This is a genomic window from Alteromonas sp. CI.11.F.A3 (genome assembly GCF_032925565.1).
GTDB lineage: Bacteria > Pseudomonadota > Gammaproteobacteria > Enterobacterales > Alteromonadaceae > Alteromonas.
In genome coordinates, this window is the sequence record NZ_CP136708.1 from 2,609,641 (window position 1) to 2,630,023 (window position 20,383).

The window sequence follows — 20,383 nt, forward strand, 5'->3', positions numbered from 1 at the left end:
AAAAAATGAGCACAACTGATAAAGCACTCCGCATCGACGTTGTTGATGTGGGGTGTATTTCTTCCCCTCCTGATCTTACGCTTCTTACCGCCCTTGAAGCCGCTAACATCAATATTCACTACCATTGCCGTGAAGGCTTTTGTGGTGCGTGTAGAACTAAGCTGATTGAAGGCGAAGTAGAATACACTACCGATCCCCTCGCCTTTATTGATGATGATGAAATTCTTCCGTGTTGCTGCGTTGCCTTATGCCCGCTTAAAATTAAAGTACCGCTTTAATCTGTCTTTACGCTGTTATCTGTTCAGCTACCTTTTTGGCTCTGTAAGTTTTCGTAGTTACAAGGCTCCGTTAATAAACGGGTATTATTTTACGAAGTGCTTATTAGCAACTACTCGCTATTGGCTTTTCGCGAGAGTAAGCTCAAAACTAAAACAGGTGCCCTTCCCTAATTGACTCTCTACTCGTAAATCTGAATTAAGTAGCATCATTAACTTTTTACAAATGGCCAAGCCCAAACCCGCATGACTACAGGTGTCTTTTTCTGTGTTGCTGGCTTGATACCTAGCATCAAAGATATACGCAATTTCTTTATCGCTTATACCAACACCGGTATCTCTAATGTCCACTCTTAACTTGTCATTATGCAGCACCACGGCAAGATCTATTTTGCCATTAACAGGTGTATGACGAATGGCATTGGCAATAAGGTTCGTTAACACGCGCTCCAGTTTACCAATATCGGCAAACACGTAATATTCAAAGTGGTCAGGAATAACTTGAATGCCAATGTTTTTCTGTTTTGCTTCAAGCTCAAATTTTGCGGCTACATCATGTAGCAATTCACCTAACGGGAAAGACTCTTGATGCAAAGTAACCTGGCCGCCTTCTAAATACGCTAGTTCAAATATTTGGTCGATAAGGTGCTTTAAGTTTTTCGCATTTTTTAAAGAGATATCTACAAAGTGCCTTCTATCTTCTTTAGACAAGCTATCTTCATTTAGCGCCAGCGTTTCAATGTAGCCTTGAAGGCTAGCCAAAGGAGTGCGAAGGTCGTGAGATAAGTCGGCTAACAATACTCTACGCTGGCTATCAATTTTATTAAGCTGGTCGAACTGATTGTCTATATGCGTAAGCATATCGGTAAACGCACAGCCTAGGCGGTCAACCTCGTTCGCGCTGTGTCTGTTCCATACAGACAAGTTAGGGGGTAACTTTTCGCGATGAAAATCCGCTTCTCGCACGCTGTCCATATCATCACTTAAGCGCCTTAACGGTGTGGTGAAGTACTTGAACAACACAAGAAGCGCCAACAATAATAAGAACAAACCTACAAACATGAACAACGCCACTTCACGCATGCTTTGGCTGTTCTTTAAATTTGCGATAATTGAATCATAACGCTCACCACCAATAATTACATACAAATAGCCTTGCAGCTGTTCATTATTATAAACCGGTGCGGCCGAAAATATTTTTTGCAGGCCAATATTTCTAGGATCATCGCCTTCAATAGGAAAACCGCGATCGGTATTAATCAGTTGCTTTATCGGCGCGATATCCACCGACGTGGCTTTCACTTTTCCAGGTTCAGCTGAATAGGTAAGTATGGTACCCTTAGGGTCTAAATAATAAAACTCGAAACTAGGCCCTAGTATCATTAGCGTATGGAAAAGATTTCCAAGAGCTTCGTAATCGTACACCCCTTCTTTGAGCAGTGGATTATCGCTAACCAAGTGTTCCGCCAACCCGATATGCAGTTTTTGTTCAGCTTCTTGTTGGGTACGTTTTTGCAATAGATTTGTGGAGTAAAAACAGGCAATCATCACCACCATAAATACGCCAACCAAGCACACAGCGAGGCGAGGATAAAAGCCAAATTTCATGGGGCTATTTATGGGGTTAATCATGTGGCCATTCATTGGGTTAGACTCCTTGAGGATTAAATTTATACCCTACACCCCAAACGGTTTGTACGATTTGTGGTGCGGTGGCATCGTTTTCTAATTTAGAACGCAGCCGGTTAATGTGTGAGTTCACCGTGTGCTCGTAACCACTATGGTGATAACCCCACACCGACTCTAATAACTGACTACGACTAAATACTTGCCCTGGGTGGCTAGCCAAATGATGAAGCAATTCAAATTCTGTGGCGGTTAGTACCAATTCTTCTTCAGATAAAAACACCTGATGGTTTCGCTGATCGATAGTCAATCGGCCTAGTGTTAACGGTGTATCTGCTTGTGGTTGAGTCGCTTGAGTTTGTTGCACCACATGATATTTTCGAAGCTGAGAACGCACCCTTGCTTGCAGTTCTCTTACGCTGAAAGGTTTTGTCATGTAATCATCAGCGCCAAGCTCTAACCCTAATACTCTGTCGGTTTCAGAGGTTTTCGAGGTAAGCATAATAATGCTCTGCATAGGTAAGGCATCGCGTACCTTTCGGCATATATCTAAGCCGCTCATGCTAGGTAGCATTACATCTAAAATCACAATGGCGTATTCATCAGATAACGCGCATTCCAGTGCTATTTTTCCGTCAGTTTGATGTTCTATTTCAACACCTAGTTCTAACAGATTAACCCGCATCAAATTGGCGATATCTTGGTCGTCTTCAACGATTAATATTTTGTCGGTCATTTTTGGGAAAGCCACAGTTCAAAAACTAATAGAACGATGGAAAAGCGTTAATCTTTCACAAGATTAACGCTTTTTATTTACTTACCCGTTAAATTAGACTTTTGTCTAATACGAGGGGCATAACTGCTCATTACTCTGTTCGCGTAATTTGAATACGAATAACCGGGTTATCGAACTTGTGTTCAACCGTTAGCGCAGAGCTTGAAAGGCCATCGTCAGCGCTAACCACACCTGGGTGCATTGAGATAAACCCTGTGTCGTCACGACTAGGGCTAAAGCCTTCTCCGTTCGCGGCTGGCCCTGGTACTGTCGCTGCACTTTCAGTGTTTGCTTCTGTACCTGCGTCATAAGCTGGACGCGTGGTGGTATAGGTAGCGCCAACTTCAAGGTTCGCTAGGCTGTAACTATTAATACCGGTAAAGGCATCGTTGGTATTTCCCAACATAGCGGCAATCGTTAGGTTAGCGTCGGTAATATCATTAATCGATACACTGATAGTTTGCTGATCGCCCGGTGTTATTGGCCCTACGCCTCCAGCACTTGCATCACCTAGAGTTAAAAAGTCGGCTGAATCGCCTACTTCGGCAATACGCTCTAACTCTACCGATGCTACTGCACCTACTTCCCACAACGTACCTTCGCTATGCAGCACTACCGCAGGCGGTGATACTGGCTGACCATTGGTTAAATTGGTTACGGTGACATCGTAAGATACCGGTACGGGATCTGGAATTTCAGCTGGCACTTCAACTTCTACTATCACTTCACGGGTATCGTCATCACCACACGCCGCAAGCAAAAAGGGTAAAGTAAGTACCAATGCTTTTTTATAATGTTTGGCTAAATATTGCATAACAGCCTCCTTATCGTACGGTTACTGTTACTTTAGCTACTGGGTTCAACCAACGATGAACGGCATTGTCTACATCACTGGCACCCTCAGTTAACGAGTCGTCACCAATGTTTCCGCGGTGAATATGTACGGTAGCGTTAGTATCTGCGCCCGCTACACCGGTTCCACCTGTACCTAACATAGGGTCTAGTGGTGGTGGTACTGGCATACCCGCCATGCCTAGTGCACCACTTCCACGAAGTTCGTCATTCGCTTCTGTTCCCGCATCGTAGGCATTTACGTAAACCGTATATGTGCCAGCTTCCGTTGGAATTGCCCAGTTATCTAATCCAATGAAGCCATCGTTAGAAGGCAAAATCATAGCAACCACAGACAACACAACATTGTCATCTGCTGTCATTAAATCGGCTGACGTAGACATGGTTGGCGCTAAAAGCCCGCCTGCTGGATTTGCAATAACGTCTGCGCCAATAGCAGTACCAATGGTAGCAATACCGTCTAAGCTTCCGCCTTCGGCCATCATTTGTAATTCAGTGCTGGCAGCTTCACCCACTTCAAACAAACTTGCATCGGCAGTGTGCGCTACAGCAGCAATAGGTGTGAAGTACAACCCATGAGTTAAGTTCTGAATTTCTACTGTTATATCAGCAGCGAAGCTTTGTTGGCTTGCAAACGCAAGCAATGCCGCTGCAGAAATTTTATTAAATCGCTTCATGATGTTTCCTTAGTAATAAATAGGTTTGTGTTAACGCCCTATAAATACTGAAAGAAAGATGTCACGAAAGTATCCAGAAAATGGGACAAAAATGTTCTGATGACATAACAGGTTTGTAAAAAGTGGTACGTATAGGTTGCAGACTTTTGATGAAAAATAGCACCTGAAGCGTTTGGGCTATAGGTATATTTTTTAACTTGCCATCCTGTTAACAATATCTAAAATGCATCTTTACTAATATTTACAAAACGGTTAAAAAACCGTAAATCAGAAAAGGAAGTCTACGTGAAGTACGCCCCCATTAATTATAAAACACCCCTATTGTCGTTATTAACCGTTTCGCTTATCAGTGCCTGTGGTGGCGGAGGTGGTGGTGCAGACCCAGTTACCCCTCCGGTTCAAGTTACGCCCCCTGTTACTCTTGCTGACTATGCCGATGTAGCGAGTGGTATCAGCTTGTCTTCAGTAGATAGCTTGTTGCAAATTAGCTTTTTAGCTCATAACACGTTGTTTACCACAGCGCACATTAGCGTCAACAGAGAAGGAAGTTGTTTTAATGGAGGTGTTTACGAACAAACGCTCACCGATAACGATGATAACTCTGTGATTTCGGCCGGTGACCAAGTAACGGTAACCTACAGAGAATGTTACTCTGACAATTTAAATAGTGTTGCCAACGGCACTGTTCGTTATGACGTAAGTGCATTAAATGAACAATCGGATTACGACATTACCATTGATGCCAGTTCATTAACGGTAGATGAAAGCATAAACCTGGTAGGTTCGCTACGTGTGAACTATCAGCGTGAAGACACTCAGTCTGTTATGACCGTAACGACATCTACTGAAATTGATGTTGACATAAACGGTGACACAATCATTACGCTTAGTAATATGGAAATTGTGAAGCGCGAAGACTTTGCAGAAGCGCAATATAGCGTGAGTGTAGATGGTGATATTAGGGATGAAGCCTTAAACGGGACATACTCACTGAGTCAAGTTACCCCGTTTTCTGGTTATTTTGACGAGTTCCCTAATGAAGGTGAAATAACTATATCAACAAGCGGTACTGAAAGTATAACAGTGACGGCCAACTTTGTTGAAGACTCAGCGTTATACGATGTTCAATACAAAGACGACTCTTTTTCGTTGTCTTGGGACAGTACAATTGATGGCGCGATAACCGGGTTAAATGGTCAGCGTAGCTCATATATATACGAGTTTCGTTCAGATAACTTTGATCTAGTATCAATTCTAAACACAAGTACGCTAACAAATTATGGTCTTAATGACAGCTACCAGTTGGTATTTTCAAGACCTGTCGAGTCATTTGTAGCGTCTTATGGTGAAATGGCTTTTCAAGCTGAAGACTGGCCCTTCGATAAGGTACTGGCTAGCGTTGAGATTAATGGCGCTCTCGTTACCATTACCCCAGAAGAAAGCCTGATGGCCGATACGTATTACGATGTATCGAGCTTTATAGTTACAAGCTTTAACCAACATAACTATGATATGTACGTTCCGTCTGTGCGAACCCGTGACGACATTATTCCGATGGTAACCTGGCAAACTAATCTCTATAGATTTAATGACACACCTACATTAAGCGCAGAGGAAACAGGCAATAATACCAACGGTGAACTTACCTATCAGTGGCAAGAATTGAGTGATTCAGGTGTTGTATTTGAAACACCAAACGCCGCTAGCACAACATTTACAGTACCAGAAACTGCTGACAGCGAGCTTGCTATCGAAGTTGTAATTACCTCGGAATACGGATATAGCGTAAATGAAAAAGTGTTATTAACGTACGTTGCTCCGCTTCGTTCGATCCTAAGCTTCGATAGCCCAGTGGGTGATTTTGTTGGTGGCGGCGAACAGCGCTTGTTCACTGAAAATGAGGGGGTATTTACCTTTACCAACCATGAAGAAGCACCTCATTACTTATCGGTAGACTATCAAACCGACGATTGGTGGACGTTAGATCTTGCCTCTCCCACTGATGAAGTATTAGGTGTTGGGGTATATGAAGGTGCAACCAGATGGCCATTTCAATCCCCTACGGGTCCAGGCTTAGATTTCTCGGGCGCGGGCAGAGGTTGCAACGAATTAAGTGGAAGATTTGAGATACTGGAACTAAGTTATGATGAGAATGGCAATGTAGAAAGCCTAGCCGTGAACTTTGAGCAAAACTGTGAAAAAACGATGCCTACTCTAAAAGGGCTAGTTCGTCATAACAGTAGCGTGCCGTTGAATTAATAAACGTTAGATACGCTAAAATTAAGCTATATAAGCCCCTTTCATTAGGGGCTTTTTTTTGCCATCAAAGATGTCTAGCTTGCAAAAAGCTGCAATTGTGATTAGCAATCATAGTGCCGAAACAAGCCATTACTGTGACAGTTTAAATAAATGAGAACACGATAAGATAACAAGTGTTTTAGTAATACCTTTCAAATTCATAGGCATTTCGGGGGGGCTAAGTAGTACCCCCATTATTCCAATGTAATGCTACCGTAACCGCCTGCAGGTATCGTTCGATATTGAGGTCTACTAAAACTGCTGTGAATTTTCCCTAAGCTTCTAGGAAAGCTTACGCCAATATTTTCTACCTTTGAAAACGTGTGCGTAGCGTACATTATTGCAGTCATTTTTTGGCTGTTCTGGTTTTCAATTACCTTAACACCATCAATAGCTAACTCAGTGGTATTCACACTGAGTATTGTTTGTTTTTGAAGCACCGATTTAAAAAAAGAATCTTGCGCTTTAATGGATAGCCCCGTAGGCATAACGTTGTCGATATCACCGACTAAAAATGCGGCGCTATCACTTACTGCTGCTACCCAATGGGCTCTGTCGGTTTGCATCCGTATTTCTACTTGCCCATCACGCAATATAATTTGCGCCGTGGTTTCTTCAACCACATGAGCATTTGTTACAAAAGAGAATAGCAAACAAGTAAATGCAAACACCCCGTTTAGCAAGGTGCGTAAATACGATACAGAAAACAAGAATGTAATCATGCGTTTTTTCACGGCTTTTCTACTGTAACTTTGCAAATAAGCGTATTAGTAGTTTCCAAGTCGTCGCCCCAAATTAGCTTCGCACTTTCATCCCAGCTTATAAGGTTGTAGCCGTCTTTAGGGCTTACTTCTGCAGCGCTATATTCGATAGCATTGGGCCAAGCACTTACATCGAACCCTGCCTTTTTCCAACCAGAAGGTTCTGCTGTACTCGTAAACCCACATGGCGCTACGCCAACTTTAGGGTTCGATTCGGTTTCACACTGTTTATTTAACGGCGCTTCATGAAGCACCTTGCAATGCCAAGCGCTATTACTAGCGGCAACAGCTTCATTGGTTGCAACATCGGTAAGCTGCATTATAAAGCCGCCATCTCCCATTTGTTGCTTAGGTGTACCTATATATTCCAGCCCGGTATCGTTTTGCTTAAAGTCTTTAATCACTAAGTTAATGGTTAGCGGATAATCTGCCGAGAATATAACTTCTTCTGCGTTGAATGAGCGCTCGGTGGTTATAGGTACTGAATCCTCAACAATAAGTTGCTGGTTAAGATACGCAGCGAACCAGTTGTCTGCCCACGCTTCCAATTTAAAAGTATGGGTTTTGTTCACCATTGTGGTGTGTGTCGTTTTGTTAACTATTGCACTATTAGGATCGTTTTGACGAGGTGGCTTTCTATCATCCTTCGGAGGGAATTGTGGCGGCGGTGGCGAAGATTGCTCTTGTCCCCTGCCTGGTTCTCTATTCTGGCTTTGGTTTCGAGGTGGTTTTTGTTTTGAATCGGTATTGCGACAAAACGTACCTGTTTCTAGTATTCCACCGTTACTTACTGTTTTTTGCTCGAAATCAAAACAGTTCGGCTTTAACGCATTTGGTGTGTAATGAACAAAGTAATCTTGCCCCTGGTAGGTGTAGGTCATAGAACGTCTACCCGTATCAGACACAATATGCTTTAAGTTTTCAACGCCATCCCTAGGAGGCGTTAAGTTATCTCGCATAGCATTAGCTGTAGTAGCGCCATCGGTATCAATACGGCTAAGTGGCGCTACTCTGGGTAAATGACTAACATCAACTTTCCCAACCAAACACTGAACAATATAAGGCGGTGCCTCTGAAGTATGATATCGGTAACCAAATGCGTCATCAGCTTGACCGTTACAGTCATCCAGTGTGTCGTTTTTTATTTTACTACCATCTGGGTTGTTGTCTCCGTATATAGGGTACCCATCATACGCCCACCCAATAATTGGGTTGTTGTTACGATTAGCCATGGTGTTAATCATACAAGTAGGCGCCGCATGGTAGTGGTAATCATCGCCCCGCCCTGCATGGCCACCGCAATTGTCTAACTGCCCTAATTTAACGGTATCAACGTTTTCGTTGTAGTGTGATAAATCAAGTTCGCCTTGAGATGAATAGTCGTAAATGGGAACGCCATTAACGGCAACACCTAACGCGGCATCAATGCTGGTTAACGATTCAGCTTTGGTAGGGTTAAGCTTTATAGGTGCTGAATAATCTAAAGCGGGTACAGGAATTTGCTCGTTAGTACCCGTGATGCCATTCATCATATCGTGGCTAGGATAGGTGCTGGAAGATAAGTAAGCATAGTTGTCGTCACATGTTACCTGTACCGACTCATTAAAACCTGCATCTTCTACAGACGCCGAAATGATATCGCATTGTGTGGTATCTGGCTGATGGCAAGCTGTTAGTGCGCCGCCACTTAAAAGTACCACTAAAAACGCGTGTGTGTGTTTCATATGGAAAGCTCCACCGTGATTTCGCTATTTCGGGCTTGATTTGACTTATTAATCATAGTGTAACAACAGATTGTGGAGAAATTATGGAGAAGGCCATAATTTACTTTTGACGCCCGTTTAAATACTCAAATACATCGCGCAGCGCTTCTGATGGTGAGCGAGGCTCGTATCCCAGTTCACTACGAGCTTTCGTTATCTCATATTCTTGCTTTATGCCATAGAATAAAGCCACTTGGCTTCTAATAAGCTCTGCGGGTTTACCTGTCACCTTAGCTGCTACCTCTGCGCACAAGGCAATAAAATACATTACCCACTTTGGTAGGCGTGCTGGAGCTTTTAATTTAATTCCCGTTGACTCGGCAGCATTGTATATCTCAGTAAGTGACGAAGAGTTGTTATTAGCCAATATGTACCGGCTACCAGAACTGCCTTTCGTAGTAGCAGCAACTACGCCTTTTGCCACATCGCGAACATCAACGAAATTAAAGAAAAAATGAGGGTCTATTTGAAGCTTATTGGTTCTAATGGTTTCAATAAACTGCATAGTGTCTGTGAGTCGATTAGCATGAGGTCCAATCATTGCAGAAGGTAGAACGGAAACCATCCAAAGATTGTATTTTTTTGCTAGCTGCCACGCTTTTTGCTCTGATTTTATTTTAGAGTTGTAATAGGCGTTGTTAGATAACGTGTTCCAACTATTTTCGTCTAAATAGCTTCCATCATGGCCAACAGCCGCAACCGAGCTAACATATACCACTTTTTTTACCTTGGCTTCGGCCGCCGCTTTAAGGACAATTTCAGTCCCTTTCACATTCGGCTCGACGATTTCAGTAGTAGGATCTTTAGCCCAATGTTTAAAAACCGCGGCAACATGATATAAAATATCGACACCTTCCAGGGCTTTTCTCATTGCGTCTATATCTTGCATTTCGGTATAGACGACTTGGCAATTCAAGTGGAAAAAATTATCCGCATTTTGGACATCACGCATCCCTGCCCTTACCGTTTCGCCTTGCGCTATAAGCGCTCTAACTACATTTCCTCCTAAATGACCATTCGCCCCTGTTACCAAACATACATTAGACATCTTGTATTCACCTATAAAGTTATTAAGTGACAAGACTATAAACTCTCCCCCTAGGGGAACAGTCAAGGGATTTTAATTGTTTGGGTTGTTAAGCGGAAATTGATCGATCAGTTCTTGTTTTAATAACTCTAGCTCAACATCTAGCTGTTTGGCTTGTTCAATCTCGATTCTAATTTGCTGCTGCTTTTGCTCTACGGCCTCTATCGCCACCTCAACCGGAAAGCGATTTTCTTTGGCCTTTACCTCGATCATTGGCAGTAATTCCGAAAGTTTAAAACCCAGAGATTGCGCTTTTTTTATCATCGAGATTATGACGACGTGATGCTTATCGTAACTGCGGTACTTTCCTAATCGAGGCACCTTTGTCAACAACCCTAGCGCTTCGTAGTGATGAATTGCTTTTTTTGATGCGCCAGTAAGTTTCGAAACCTCTCCTATATACATGTTTTTCAAATCCTGATGGGTGTAACGCCTACGTACTAGCTACGTTGAAGCGAAGTACGTTGAAGCGAAATGACTAAGGCAACGTGTTAGTGCGGCAGCGAAATTTGGCAACCTGTTATGTTACATTGACACAAGGATAACCAATTTCTGAAATGTCTTTTTCTAGCTGTTTTAATGTTGCTTCAGAGTTTACTTCTTTAACCAATTCATCGGTTAAAGGTAAGTGATTATAAAACTTTGCAATAGTTGCAACATCTAAGTCTACCTCATAGTACTCTAGAGCAAATACCCTATATGTTTCAGGGTTACAGTCAAAGATTTCTAAAAGATACTCTGAACCATCCGGATCTTCGACATCTGCAAATTCGAAGTCCCCCTTACCCCAAAAGTTTGCCGTGTGAAGTTTCCAAACACAAAACGAAATATTGTCCATAGAGAAAGCAGGCTCTTTAGACGCAGCAATAAATTCAGATGGCAATCCTTTCAATAAACCTGGCCATGGAACTTGCCCATCAGTACTCCAAGATGACATTGCAGATTCATGATCAAAACCTTTAACAAAGCAGCCATCTTGATTGAACAGTGCAAAGAAATCATCACCGCAGCCATTTCTCATCGAACCCATTTGTTCATTTTCGCCCCAATTTGAGTTGAACGAATAAAAACGTTCATCCCATTCAGGGGATATTATTGCATCTAGCATTGCCAGCGATTGAAGCAGCTTTTTTAACGCTAATACTTCTGGCATTGAGTTTAAATTTTTAGTTGATATAGCATCCAATGCTGGAGACTCCATTTGCAACATAACGCTTCTACAAGCAGGCAAAAGCCAACTGTATTTTAGCTTTCTGAATTAACTTTTTATGTATACGGAAAAATTAAAACTTATAAAATTTTAGTGATCTCAGGCTTGATAAATAAACCTAGGACCCTTCCGAAAAGGTTTTTGTACATATACTCTATTTCTTTTTTAGTAATACCTGAACCATATATTAACATTTCAAGATTTTCGCCTGGCTCTTTAACTGCAAAACCTGAAGGTGAAAAACCATTGTTCTCATAAAATTCTTTACGTTTAACTCTTTGTTGATAATTATTTGCCTGTTTATCTATGACCTCAATGTTTAAAACTATCCTTTTACCTAAATGTTCATTTTTTAAGGATTCGAGTACTTGACTACCAAAGCCTTTTGAACGGCAAGATTCTAATATTGCAATTGATTGGATAAATACAATATCTTCATATTCTGTTATATAAATAAGACCAATCCACATATCTTCTGTATGCAAAGCACTAAAACCTAACTTTCCATTCCTCAACTGATACTTGAGAAACCATTTAGGCACTTTCCTCGCTTCTGGGAATGCTTCTTTATAAAGATCTATTACCTTAATGTAATTAGCGCTACTACTACTTATAGGTAAGAACGTGATGCTCATAGGGAGTACTCATAACACCGCTGTAAGCGGCTGATAACTAAACAAGACAGGCATAATACAAGAACACAAAACTGTGCCTTAGTACACTTTCTTTAATCTGTATGGCTATTCAAACTGGTAAACGAGTTAATCAGAGTCATTCAGCCGCGATGCCAAAAGCCCGAAAGTCGCAATTTAGTTTATTGGATTTGTATACAAAGATGCCTGTCTTGTTTAGTCGAGAGCATGTAACGCCGCATTTAGAATAAATTGGCCATTTTATCAACATGACGATTAAACGGCTTTGTCAGGAAAACGTCAGTTTCGCTAACCCCGTAGCCAATATTTACAAAATACTGCCGATACCACTGACCACTATAATAAGTAAAACGACCATTTATATGAAAGCTAGCCGTTTCACCTTTAGATAGGTTAATAAGATTACGGCGAACACCTCCCCTATTTGGCGCACCATGTTCGTGGTAACTATAGCGAAAGAATACATTTAACCTATTGTCGGACTCTGTAAACTCAAACGACCAGTATTTTTTTGGGTTTGGAATAGCCAAAGTTTCACTTTCCAGCTTAAAACCATTCTCTTCGGTTGCTTTGACCTCATGAACAAAAATGGCTGCATCATTTTCAATATGGGGCAACTCTAGCCTTCTTGGGACAGAGTTTCTCAGTTTTGAGTTTGGCATCCCTCGTGAGGCTTTAGTCCAATGTGTTTCTATTTTTTGTACGATAATCATGACTTAACGTGTAACGCTCCAATAAGACGCTGATAATGCTTGGCTAAAACTGTTTAGCGAAGCGAAACTGAGCCAAGCTTTAGCGGTCACACTTGATTGACCTGTTACCATTACGCTTTAATGTACCAACCTTTAGATTTAAGACATTAAACTAAGCAGGACAGGCATAATACGAAAACACCCAACGCATAGAGGGAATTAAATAAGGAATTAAATAAGACAGGCACAGAATGTATACCTTTGCACACAAATATGCCTGTCTTGTTTAGTTGGTTAATTGGCGACCTATTGGATTTTTTTACGTAGTAAATTAGATAGTAAATTAATTAAAAGTAATACTAAAATCCCCCATATCGCGTAATCAGAAGGGGGTAGTTTGAATTCTGCTTCCATTCGCTGCTTAACTGCTTCTTCCTTTGACATTTTTTCGCGATACAACTTTTCATAGGGTATTTTTTGTTCAACCTCAAGGCCCTTCATTTTTCTATAATAGCTTTCGTAAACTACATCAATAGCTCGTCCTGTAGGGAGGACTCTTGTTTCATACAGCTCTAATGCTTTATTAATGTTTCCGTGTAAAAAATGAGCTTGAGCAGCAGTATCTAAATGGGCAACATCATTGGATAATTCCAATGCTTCTGCTAAGTATTCATAGCCTTCAAGTTTTTCCTTCCGTTCCACATATCTCCATAAATAGCTATTTACCTTTTTTAAATCGCTTTGAGTAATATTTCTAGGGCCGGTGTCCATCGCTGACGATATACTTGCAACATCACCAAAAAAACTAAGCCATCCAGCATTAGCGCTTACAGGAATAGCTAAACATATTAAAAAAAAGATTTTTTTCATTTTTATTTTTATTTCCATACATTGTGAACTTACATTTCGGAAGCTAACGCTTCAACAATCGGCGAAGAAGCAAAAGGCAACTGTAATTGGTCCATTTTAAGTTTTTGTTAAGTACTACGGCTTGAGTTTTATATTTGTAAAGTGCCACGTTACCCCATCTTTAGTTGGTAACTTTCCTTCAACCAAGTGAAAGCGATCTACTCGAATCCTTTCAAATACCGACTTAAAAGTTAAGCCTCTCCAAGCTTAAGTTTATTTTTATTAGGAATTATGCCAACCCCCTCACTATCTAAAAGGCTATACTTGTCAGAGCTCTTTGTATCTGTAATAAATATTAGGAAGCTTGCAACAATAACTTACAATAGTAAGCGCGATAAATTCATTTGGCTTTCTCCTCGAGTAATACTGTTCTTACCCACTAAAAGTGGACATCCATGTTAAGCGTATGCCGCTTTTTATTCGTTCGGTATGTTATTCCCCAGTTTTGAATACTAGCGTATGCAAGTATAAAAAATCTCATGGTATTCGAAGATACAAGATTTAAGTCCTTGAAGCGAGTTGAATTTCTCCCCGTATATGAGTTCGACTTGCATAGGACTGAAGAATGATTCCATCACGGCATTGTCCCAGAAATTGCTTCTTCTATTCATGCTGGACATTGCACTACCCAGTTAACAAGACAGCCATAATTCGAAAAATACCAAAACTGTCCCTTAGTACACTTTCTTTAGTCTGAATGGCTATTCAAACTGGCAAAGGAATCAATCAGAGTCAGGCAGCCGCAATGCCAAAAGCCCGAAAGTCGCAAATTAGTTTATTGGATACGCCGTATTATCATTGTGTTTCCCGCTGTGTTCGTCGTGCCTTTTTGTGTGGCGAGGAAAACGGTAGAAGCTTTGAACATCGTCGCCAATGGGTGGAAGACCGTATTCATGTTTTGAGTGAGGTGTTTGCCATTGATGTATGTGCTTATGCTGTGATGAGTAATCATACGCATCTGGTGTTGCACATAGCTAAAGAAAAGGCGGACGCACTGAGTACGGAAGAAGTGATTCAACGTTGGCATAGGCTGTACAAAGGCACCTTAATCTCGCAGTGCTACCTCTCACCAGATTTACGCAAAGAGTTACATGAAGCCCAAATTAAAACGGTGGAGTTAACGGCTGAGATATGGCGTAAACGGCTATTTGATATCAGCTGGTTTATGCGTGCACTGAATGAATATATTGCCAGGGCCGCCAATAAAGAGGATGACTGCACGGGGCATTTTTGGGAAGGGCGATTTAAATCGCAAGCGCTATTAGATGAGTCGGCGCTTGCCGCCTGCATGGCTTATGTTGATTTAAACCCGGTGCGGGCAAAAATAGCAAAGACCCCCGAAACATCTAATCATACCAGCATTAAATACCGTATTAACGCGGCCAGGGTAGGCAAAACACCCAAACGACTTATGCCTTTTGCGGGCAACTCAAAGAAAGAGATGCTACAAGGTATACCTTTTACCCTACCCGACTACTTACAGCTTGTTGATATAACCAGCCGATATATTCATCCCAACAAGCGCGGCAAAGTTGAACATAGCCTGCCTACTATTTTAGAACGTCTGAATATTGGACACGAACAATGGCTAATCTTAACCACGCAGTTTGAAACCCGCTTTAAGCAGGCGGCTGGCAAAGTAATTCACCTTGAACAATACGCACACAATCAACATCAGCAAAGGGTTCAAGGGCGACAAAGTGCAATGCGGTTACTGGGGTAGCGTTTCGTCAAAATAGCAAATCTCGCTCAACTGATTGCGACTTTACGCTGGTGAAGGAATAAATACACTAAAGCGCCTGTTACTCTTACGCACACTTTTGCTTTTTCTAACCATCAACTAAAAAGAAACGTTTACCTACACAATTAGCGACGAATATAGCCTTCGTAAGAAACAGCTTTACCTTTTAAAATATGCCTGTCTTGATTAGTCCTATCTACTCTTACGCACACTTCTGCTTTTTCTAACCATCAACTAAAAAGAAACGTTTACCTACACAATTAACGACGAATATAGCCTTCGTAAAAGCAGCTTTAACTTTCCAAATATGCCTGTCTTGTTTTGTCTTTGTTTTGTCCTGCAAAAGCAGCTTTAGCTTTCTAAATATGCCTGTCTTGATTAGTCATTTTTGATGTACTAAACAAGACAGCTATAATTTGAAAAATACCAAAACTGTCCCTTAGTACACTTTCTTTAGTCTGAATAGCTATTCAAACTGGTAAACAAGTCAATCAGAGTCAGGCAGCCGCAATGCCAAACAAGAGATGCCGCAAGGTTTACCTTTTACCCTCCCCGACTACTTAAAGCTTGTAGATATAACCAGCCGATATATTCTTCACAACAAGCGCGGCAAAGTTGAACATAGCCTGCCTACTATTCTAGAACGTCTGAATATTGAACACGAACAATGGCTAATCTTAACCACCCAGTTTGAAACCCGCTTTAAGCAGGCCGCTGGCAAAGTAATTCACCTTGAACAATACGCACACAATCAACATCAGCAAAGGGTTCAAGGGCGACAAAGTGCAATGCGGTTACTGGGATAGCGTTGTAACTAAATAGCGAATATCACAAAACTGATTGCCACTTTACGCGGCGAAGGAATAAACACACTCAAGCGCCAGCTACTCTTACGCGCGCTTTTGCTTTTTATGACCATCAAATGAAAAGAAACGTTTACCTACACAATTAGCGACGAATATAGCCTTCGTAAAAGCAGCTTTAGCTTTCTAAATATGCCTGTCTTGATTAGTCACTGCGTCGACATTTAGTCACTAGAGGTTCTGCCCACATAGACTCGCCACCAATCATCCAGTGATTGGGCAAAGATACGTGAACTTTAACTAATCCTTCGTTGCTCATTTAGATGCCTAACTTTTGAATAAGGGCGCAGGCTCGTAGGGCATAATGGCGAAGCCGCCCTGCGTGTATGCGTCCCAGCGAACGAAGTGAGTGAGTTTATTGAGTTGTTAGGCGCACATTACTGAATGTTTTGCTTTCTCCAGTTGTCTATTGCTTTATTTAACCGGCCAGCTGTTACATCACCTTGCCATTCCTTCCAGAATTCGATAGTGCCACTATCTGGTTTGTTATTAGGCTCATCTATGCGTATACGGCTAGGCAATAAGCTTGCGTCTCCGACAACAAGCGCTTCACCAGTATCTAAAGTAGGTAAAATATCACTAAAACCACCAAGACTATCTGGGAGTAGTTTTTTAATGACAGATTGATCATCCGAATTAGTAAGCCTCATAGCCACAAAGTTACTGCATTGGCTAAGTATAGTCTTATTCACTTCTGATGGTCTTTGTGTGACAACCACTAAGCTAACTCCGTACTTTCTGCCTTCTTTAGCTATGCGTTCGAAAATTTGAATAGATATATCATCCGATACTCCGGACACATTTTTATTAGGAATATACAGATGGGCTTCATCACATAAGATTGCTACGGGATGGCGTTCTTCAGAAGGAGTCCACTGTTGAACAGAAAAGGCGAGGCGAGCTACTAATGAAACGATTAGCGGAAGCACATCTGACGGTACTTCTGAAAAGTTAATTATCTTAACTCCTCCATTTCCATTTTCATCGTTGCTTCCTAAAAGGGCATCAGCTAACCTATTTAACCAGTCAAACTCTAAAACATCTACTCCGCCTTGAAATAAAAATCCTAATCGACGATCTGATATTTTATTTTCTAAACGAGAAATCATTCTGCTTAGTTTACCGTTAAATTCACCAGCTTTATCGGATCCTGCTCTGGCACCTGGTATACGCTCAACATTGATGGCATTTAACTCTTGTATTAATGATGTCAAATCAAAAGGAACTGGGCTATCAACTGTAAAGTTGTCTAAAATATCCTGATAGCAACCCTCTTCTAAGTATTTTGTTTTAGCTGAATTGACTTCTCTCGCCATAAGCATTGCTTGGTTTGGTGCATTTTGGTCACTTCGATCAACAAATAATGAAACCAATGCTTCATATGATAGCAACCAGTAAGGTAGGTAAATGGCACCGTCAGCCAATGTTCGATTTGATTCTATATCACTTGGGCCTGCCACTTTAAAGTGACTAATGCCATCTCCTTTTAAGGGAGAATACTCCCCGTGAAGGTCAAAAATTATGGCATTTGAATTTTTTAGTTCAGAAACTTGCTCAATGATTCTAGCCGTAGTCCAAGATTTACCAGCCCCAGTGCTTCCTCCGATAAAAGCATGTCGCTGAAAAAACTTATTACCATTTAAGTAAGCTACCGCATTTTCATCTAAGGTATATTTACCTAATGCTAATGAATTGCCATCAGCTTCTGCATGTGAAATAACTCTCATGAATGAGGTTAACTTTTCGCCTTCCAATGCAAAACAATTCGCATCAATTTCAGGCACGCTTTCTAGTGTACGGCGAAATATATTTCTTTTTATACCGTCAGCATCAATCAAAGAACCAATCAATGCCACTTTACATAAATTCTGTTCGTCAGTTGGCTCTTCATCTTCTTCAATAGCAGAAGGTATTAGCTTTTTCCTTGTAACCTGATTGATAATTCCAATCAAGTGCTGCCCGGGCTTACTACTTTGTAATACGGCTAACCTATTAACCTGCAATCTTTTTAAAAGTTCAGCATCATAAACCTCTACAACAACAGTTGCTGTATCTACTGAAGCTACGCTTCCCAATGCTTCATCGTCATTAAAATTAAAAATAGTCATATATTCCCTTACATTATTAAATTCATGAACCCCTTGAGTGACCAGAACTCGCCTTCTACTTCTACTGGCCCTTTCAATAGGGAGCTATAAATTTTAGATTTGTTATTCGCAGATGCTTCGATAGCTAGATAATTAGCTGTATTTTCATTTCCAATAAATTCTTTCGTAGCTTCAGTCAATTCATAAGTTATGATAGTTACTGAAGCGCCATTATTTGCACACCGATTCACTAGTTTCGTTTGAATGTGATCATCATTGAAACCAAAGCCAACACATAAATAAGCCGTGGCTTTGTCCATTACATCGTCAGATTCATGGATAATTGTTTTATAGGGTTCTTTATGAGTACTACGGTACTTTTCAATACCGGGTGTTACTATTAATGGCGTTAGGTCGTTAGGGATTTTATTGATGTTGCTTAAAGATGTAATCACACCATTAGAATTAGTGAACCAACCTAGGGAACCATGTACTTTCCATATATTTACCTGCCTGGAGCAAGATAAGTAGTCTTTCTTGGCGGTATAGCCTCTATAGCCATGAGAGAAACCACTGTAATGATGTATATTTTCTTGCTCGCATGCATATTCTGCTAACCTGTCATAATTGGGCGTTATTATATTTAGCTCTTTAGCTGTACTCCTAAACATGTGTTTTAACAGCTTGCCTAAAGGAAACAGTGAGATGTTATTTAGTGATTCCTCAAATACTTTAAAATCTTCAGGTGCTAGAAGGTTCCATGTTTCAGAAACCACCCTACCAGTTAGTTCAGATGACAATGGAACATCATGTAGCGCTGTTTCTAAATCTATATCCTCTTTCAATTTTTCACAAAAATTACGCCAAGAAGTTTGTTCATTGTCGTGTAAATCATTCACCTCAACATTCGCCATCAGGTGCTGTGCTAGCTGCCACATTCCGGACATTCCAAAAGCAGCCGAAGCCCCACTTCCTAAAATAATAACAGGAGTATTTTTGTAATAATCTTGAGCTTGTTTTGATATTTTATCTAGGATTCCCTCAGGCATAACATTCCTTATATTTGCTGATGAGTATGATCTTGCCTTGTGCGCCTAACGCCCTAATTTGGTGGCACAAACGCATGGGCTATACTGCGAAGCAGAGCCCGCGTGTTTGTGTCCCCAACATTTGTTTGTTAGCACTTTACTTCACGGCCTCTTGCTCCAAGAACAATGGCAAATTATTTAGTTTATCTTTTAGGCTGGAGTATTTATTTTCAAAAAACAACTGAAAGGCTTCTTTTACCTCTAGAGAGTCTTCCGTCAAATAGATTTTTATCCAACGAATCTGTTTCTCTTTACCAAATCCGAACAGAGTCTTTTTTACTGTGGGCTCCACTATTCCGATTAGATAAGCGAATTCGTTGGGCTTTCCCACCACCGAGACAAACAAATCAACATTAGCTGATTTGTTTTTAACAGAAATAGTTGCTTCGCTTCCACCGTTACTTTGACCTACTTCTTCTTGCCACGGGAAGCTATTAAATTCACTTAAAAATAAATCGTAGGTTGCGATGCCTTTTAAGTCGTACTGATCGAAGTCATAGCCCGCATGCTGTATATCGTATGTGAATTGTGTTTCTGCCAAAGCTACATTCCATGTAAGTAAAGTGAACAAAAAAAGCAGTGATTTCATATGGGTGCTAACGCCTAACATAAAGGGCCGGAGCTGCGAAGCAGCGGAGGTCCAGCCCGTTTACGGGCGATCTTTGATGTTATTGTTATGTGATTATACTGTATAGACAACATACTAACCGTTGGTTATTTGGTAGTTACGCTTAACATTTTTGCTTACTTTACCCCAGTTTGAATTCTGTACTCTCGATTGATGAAAATCGAAATCTTCTTGAGAATTGAACTCTTCGTAAACCTCGTACCGGGTAGGTATATTCTCATCTTGAACAACGGAAAATGTAATACACCCCTTTTCTTCTTGAGTTAATTTGGTGTGAACCTCTAACTCCCTTTTTATCAGGGTAAGCTCTGATTCGGGAACATCAATAAATCCTTTTAGTGTAACTTTCATCTGACTTCCTAGTTCACATAGACACAATGACTCCCTGAGAAATGCTA

Annotated in this window: 21 protein-coding genes; 4 read left to right on the top strand and 17 right to left on the bottom strand. The window is 41.0% G+C overall.

Annotation, left to right across the window (positions count from 1 at the left end):
* Positions 1–5 precede the first annotated feature (5 nt).
* Positions 6–278, top strand: coding sequence for a class I ribonucleotide reductase maintenance protein YfaE (gene yfaE, locus R1T43_RS11240; protein ID WP_211072154.1), 273 nt, complete (start codon positions 6–8; stop codon positions 276–278).
* Positions 279–395: 117 nt separating this feature from the next.
* Here the strand turns inward: yfaE and R1T43_RS11245 are convergent, their stop codons facing one another.
* The 4 genes from R1T43_RS11245 to R1T43_RS11260 all read right to left on the bottom strand — a co-directional run bounded on the left by R1T43_RS11245 (position 396) and on the right by R1T43_RS11260 (position 4,205).
* Positions 396–1,883 carry a HAMP domain-containing sensor histidine kinase gene (locus R1T43_RS11245; protein ID WP_317355784.1) on the bottom strand — a complete coding sequence of 496 codons (1,488 nt, stop codon included), beginning with the start codon at positions 1,881–1,883 and terminating at the stop codon, positions 396–398.
* Between the two features lie 40 nt (positions 1,884–1,923).
* Entirely contained in the window at positions 1,924–2,637 is a 714-nt protein-coding gene (locus R1T43_RS11250) for a response regulator transcription factor (RefSeq protein WP_256772191.1), read from the bottom strand.
* Between the two features lie 130 nt (positions 2,638–2,767).
* Positions 2,768–3,490 (bottom strand): spondin domain-containing protein, encoded by a 723-nt coding sequence (locus tag R1T43_RS11255; protein ID WP_317348904.1) that lies wholly within the window; start codon positions 3,488–3,490, stop codon positions 2,768–2,770.
* A 10-nt stretch (positions 3,491–3,500) separates the two neighbouring features.
* On the bottom strand, positions 3,501–4,205 hold the full coding sequence (locus R1T43_RS11260; protein WP_317348907.1) for a spondin domain-containing protein: 705 nt from the start codon (positions 4,203–4,205) through the stop codon (positions 3,501–3,503).
* Positions 4,206–4,490: 285 nt separating this feature from the next.
* On the opposite strand from R1T43_RS11260, the gene R1T43_RS11265 reads away from it, so the two are divergent.
* Entirely contained in the window at positions 4,491–6,464 is a 1,974-nt protein-coding gene (locus R1T43_RS11265; protein ID WP_317348909.1) for a hypothetical protein, read from the top strand.
* A 233-nt stretch (positions 6,465–6,697) separates the two neighbouring features.
* Here the strand turns inward: R1T43_RS11265 and R1T43_RS11270 are convergent, their stop codons facing one another.
* The 9 genes from R1T43_RS11270 to R1T43_RS20075 all read right to left on the bottom strand — a co-directional run bounded on the left by R1T43_RS11270 (position 6,698) and on the right by R1T43_RS20075 (position 14,198).
* Positions 6,698–7,237, bottom strand: coding sequence for a hypothetical protein (locus tag R1T43_RS11270; RefSeq protein WP_317348912.1), 540 nt, complete (start codon positions 7,235–7,237; stop codon positions 6,698–6,700).
* Positions 7,234–8,988: a YHYH protein gene (locus R1T43_RS11275; protein ID WP_317348914.1), complete on the bottom strand. Its 1,755-nt coding sequence runs from the start codon at positions 8,986–8,988 to the stop codon at positions 7,234–7,236. The genes R1T43_RS11270 and R1T43_RS11275 overlap by 4 nt, the downstream gene beginning before the upstream one ends.
* A gap of 100 nt (positions 8,989–9,088) precedes the next feature.
* Positions 9,089–10,075 (bottom strand): NAD-dependent epimerase/dehydratase family protein, encoded by a 987-nt coding sequence (locus R1T43_RS11280; RefSeq protein ID WP_317348916.1) that lies wholly within the window; start codon positions 10,073–10,075, stop codon positions 9,089–9,091.
* Positions 10,076–10,147: 72 nt separating this feature from the next.
* A complete protein-coding gene (locus tag R1T43_RS11285) occupies positions 10,148–10,519 on the bottom strand; it encodes a MerR family transcriptional regulator (RefSeq protein WP_317348918.1) in 372 nt (123 codons plus the stop codon).
* Positions 10,520–10,634: 115 nt separating this feature from the next.
* On the bottom strand, positions 10,635–11,324 hold the full coding sequence (locus R1T43_RS11290) for a hypothetical protein (protein WP_317348919.1): 690 nt from the start codon (positions 11,322–11,324) through the stop codon (positions 10,635–10,637).
* Between the two features lie 80 nt (positions 11,325–11,404).
* On the bottom strand, positions 11,405–11,959 hold the full coding sequence (locus R1T43_RS11295; protein WP_317348920.1) for a GNAT family N-acetyltransferase: 555 nt from the start codon (positions 11,957–11,959) through the stop codon (positions 11,405–11,407).
* 239 nt (positions 11,960–12,198) lie between these two features.
* Positions 12,199–12,690 (bottom strand): hypothetical protein, encoded by a 492-nt coding sequence (locus R1T43_RS11300; protein ID WP_317348921.1) that lies wholly within the window; start codon positions 12,688–12,690, stop codon positions 12,199–12,201.
* A gap of 285 nt (positions 12,691–12,975) precedes the next feature.
* A complete protein-coding gene (locus R1T43_RS11305) occupies positions 12,976–13,557 on the bottom strand; it encodes a hypothetical protein (RefSeq protein WP_317348923.1) in 582 nt (193 codons plus the stop codon).
* A gap of 473 nt (positions 13,558–14,030) precedes the next feature.
* The gene (locus tag R1T43_RS20075; protein WP_410548971.1) at positions 14,031–14,198 is read right to left on the bottom strand and encodes an IS3 family transposase; all 168 of its coding nucleotides are present in this window, start codon (positions 14,196–14,198) and stop codon (positions 14,031–14,033) included.
* A gap of 125 nt (positions 14,199–14,323) precedes the next feature.
* Between R1T43_RS20075 and R1T43_RS11310 the strand changes: the two genes are divergently transcribed.
* On the top strand, positions 14,324–15,301 hold the full coding sequence (locus R1T43_RS11310; protein ID WP_317348926.1) for a transposase: 978 nt from the start codon (positions 14,324–14,326) through the stop codon (positions 15,299–15,301).
* A gap of 542 nt (positions 15,302–15,843) precedes the next feature.
* Positions 15,844–16,125: a hypothetical protein gene (locus tag R1T43_RS11315; RefSeq protein ID WP_317348928.1), complete on the top strand. Its 282-nt coding sequence runs from the start codon at positions 15,844–15,846 to the stop codon at positions 16,123–16,125.
* Between the two features lie 434 nt (positions 16,126–16,559).
* Here R1T43_RS11315 and R1T43_RS11320 read toward each other — a convergent pair whose 3' ends face one another.
* The 4 genes from R1T43_RS11320 to R1T43_RS11335 all read right to left on the bottom strand — a co-directional run bounded on the left by R1T43_RS11320 (position 16,560) and on the right by R1T43_RS11335 (position 20,336).
* Positions 16,560–18,290, bottom strand: a complete 1,731-nt coding sequence (locus tag R1T43_RS11320; protein ID WP_317348930.1) for an ATP-binding protein — start codon at positions 18,288–18,290, stop codon at positions 16,560–16,562.
* A gap of 8 nt (positions 18,291–18,298) precedes the next feature.
* Positions 18,299–19,318 (bottom strand): SIR2 family protein, encoded by a 1,020-nt coding sequence (locus R1T43_RS11325; RefSeq protein ID WP_317348932.1) that lies wholly within the window; start codon positions 19,316–19,318, stop codon positions 18,299–18,301.
* A 136-nt stretch (positions 19,319–19,454) separates the two neighbouring features.
* Complete coding sequence (locus R1T43_RS11330; protein WP_317348935.1) at positions 19,455–19,946, bottom strand: hypothetical protein; 492 nt, start codon at positions 19,944–19,946, stop codon at positions 19,455–19,457.
* Positions 19,947–20,060: 114 nt separating this feature from the next.
* A complete protein-coding gene (locus R1T43_RS11335; RefSeq protein ID WP_317348937.1) occupies positions 20,061–20,336 on the bottom strand; it encodes a putative quinol monooxygenase in 276 nt (91 codons plus the stop codon).
* Positions 20,337–20,383 lie beyond the last annotated feature (47 nt).

Coding starts and splice junctions, on each gene's coding strand:
- yfaE (WP_211072154.1), top strand. CDS start 6: ATGAGCACAACTGATAAAGCACTCCGCATCGACGTTGTTGATGTGGGG.
- R1T43_RS11245 (WP_317355784.1), bottom strand. CDS start 1,883: ATGAAATTTGGCTTTTATCCTCGCCTCGCTGTGTGCTTGGTTGGCGTA.
- R1T43_RS11250 (WP_256772191.1), bottom strand. CDS start 2,637: ATGACCGACAAAATATTAATCGTTGAAGACGACCAAGATATCGCCAAT.
- R1T43_RS11255 (WP_317348904.1), bottom strand. CDS start 3,490: ATGCAATATTTAGCCAAACATTATAAAAAAGCATTGGTACTTACTTTA.
- R1T43_RS11260 (WP_317348907.1), bottom strand. CDS start 4,205: ATGAAGCGATTTAATAAAATTTCTGCAGCGGCATTGCTTGCGTTTGCA.
- R1T43_RS11275 (WP_317348914.1), bottom strand. CDS start 8,988: ATGAAACACACACACGCGTTTTTAGTGGTACTTTTAAGTGGCGGCGCA.
- R1T43_RS11280 (WP_317348916.1), bottom strand. CDS start 10,075: ATGTCTAATGTATGTTTGGTAACAGGGGCGAATGGTCATTTAGGAGGA.
- R1T43_RS11285 (WP_317348918.1), bottom strand. CDS start 10,519: ATGTATATAGGAGAGGTTTCGAAACTTACTGGCGCATCAAAAAAAGCA.
- R1T43_RS11290 (WP_317348919.1), bottom strand. CDS start 11,324: ATGTTGCAAATGGAGTCTCCAGCATTGGATGCTATATCAACTAAAAAT.
- R1T43_RS11295 (WP_317348920.1), bottom strand. CDS start 11,959: ATGAGCATCACGTTCTTACCTATAAGTAGTAGTAGCGCTAATTACATT.
- R1T43_RS11300 (WP_317348921.1), bottom strand. CDS start 12,690: ATGATTATCGTACAAAAAATAGAAACACATTGGACTAAAGCCTCACGA.
- R1T43_RS11305 (WP_317348923.1), bottom strand. CDS start 13,557: ATGGAAATAAAAATAAAAATGAAAAAAATCTTTTTTTTAATATGTTTA.
- R1T43_RS20075 (WP_410548971.1), bottom strand. CDS start 14,198: ATGTCCAGCATGAATAGAAGAAGCAATTTCTGGGACAATGCCGTGATG.
- R1T43_RS11310 (WP_317348926.1), top strand. CDS start 14,324: ATGCCAAAAGCCCGAAAGTCGCAAATTAGTTTATTGGATACGCCGTAT.
- R1T43_RS11315 (WP_317348928.1), top strand. CDS start 15,844: ATGCCGCAAGGTTTACCTTTTACCCTCCCCGACTACTTAAAGCTTGTA.
- R1T43_RS11320 (WP_317348930.1), bottom strand. CDS start 18,290: ATGACTATTTTTAATTTTAATGACGATGAAGCATTGGGAAGCGTAGCT.
- R1T43_RS11325 (WP_317348932.1), bottom strand. CDS start 19,318: ATGCCTGAGGGAATCCTAGATAAAATATCAAAACAAGCTCAAGATTAT.
- R1T43_RS11330 (WP_317348935.1), bottom strand. CDS start 19,946: ATGAAATCACTGCTTTTTTTGTTCACTTTACTTACATGGAATGTAGCT.
- R1T43_RS11335 (WP_317348937.1), bottom strand. CDS start 20,336: ATGAAAGTTACACTAAAAGGATTTATTGATGTTCCCGAATCAGAGCTT.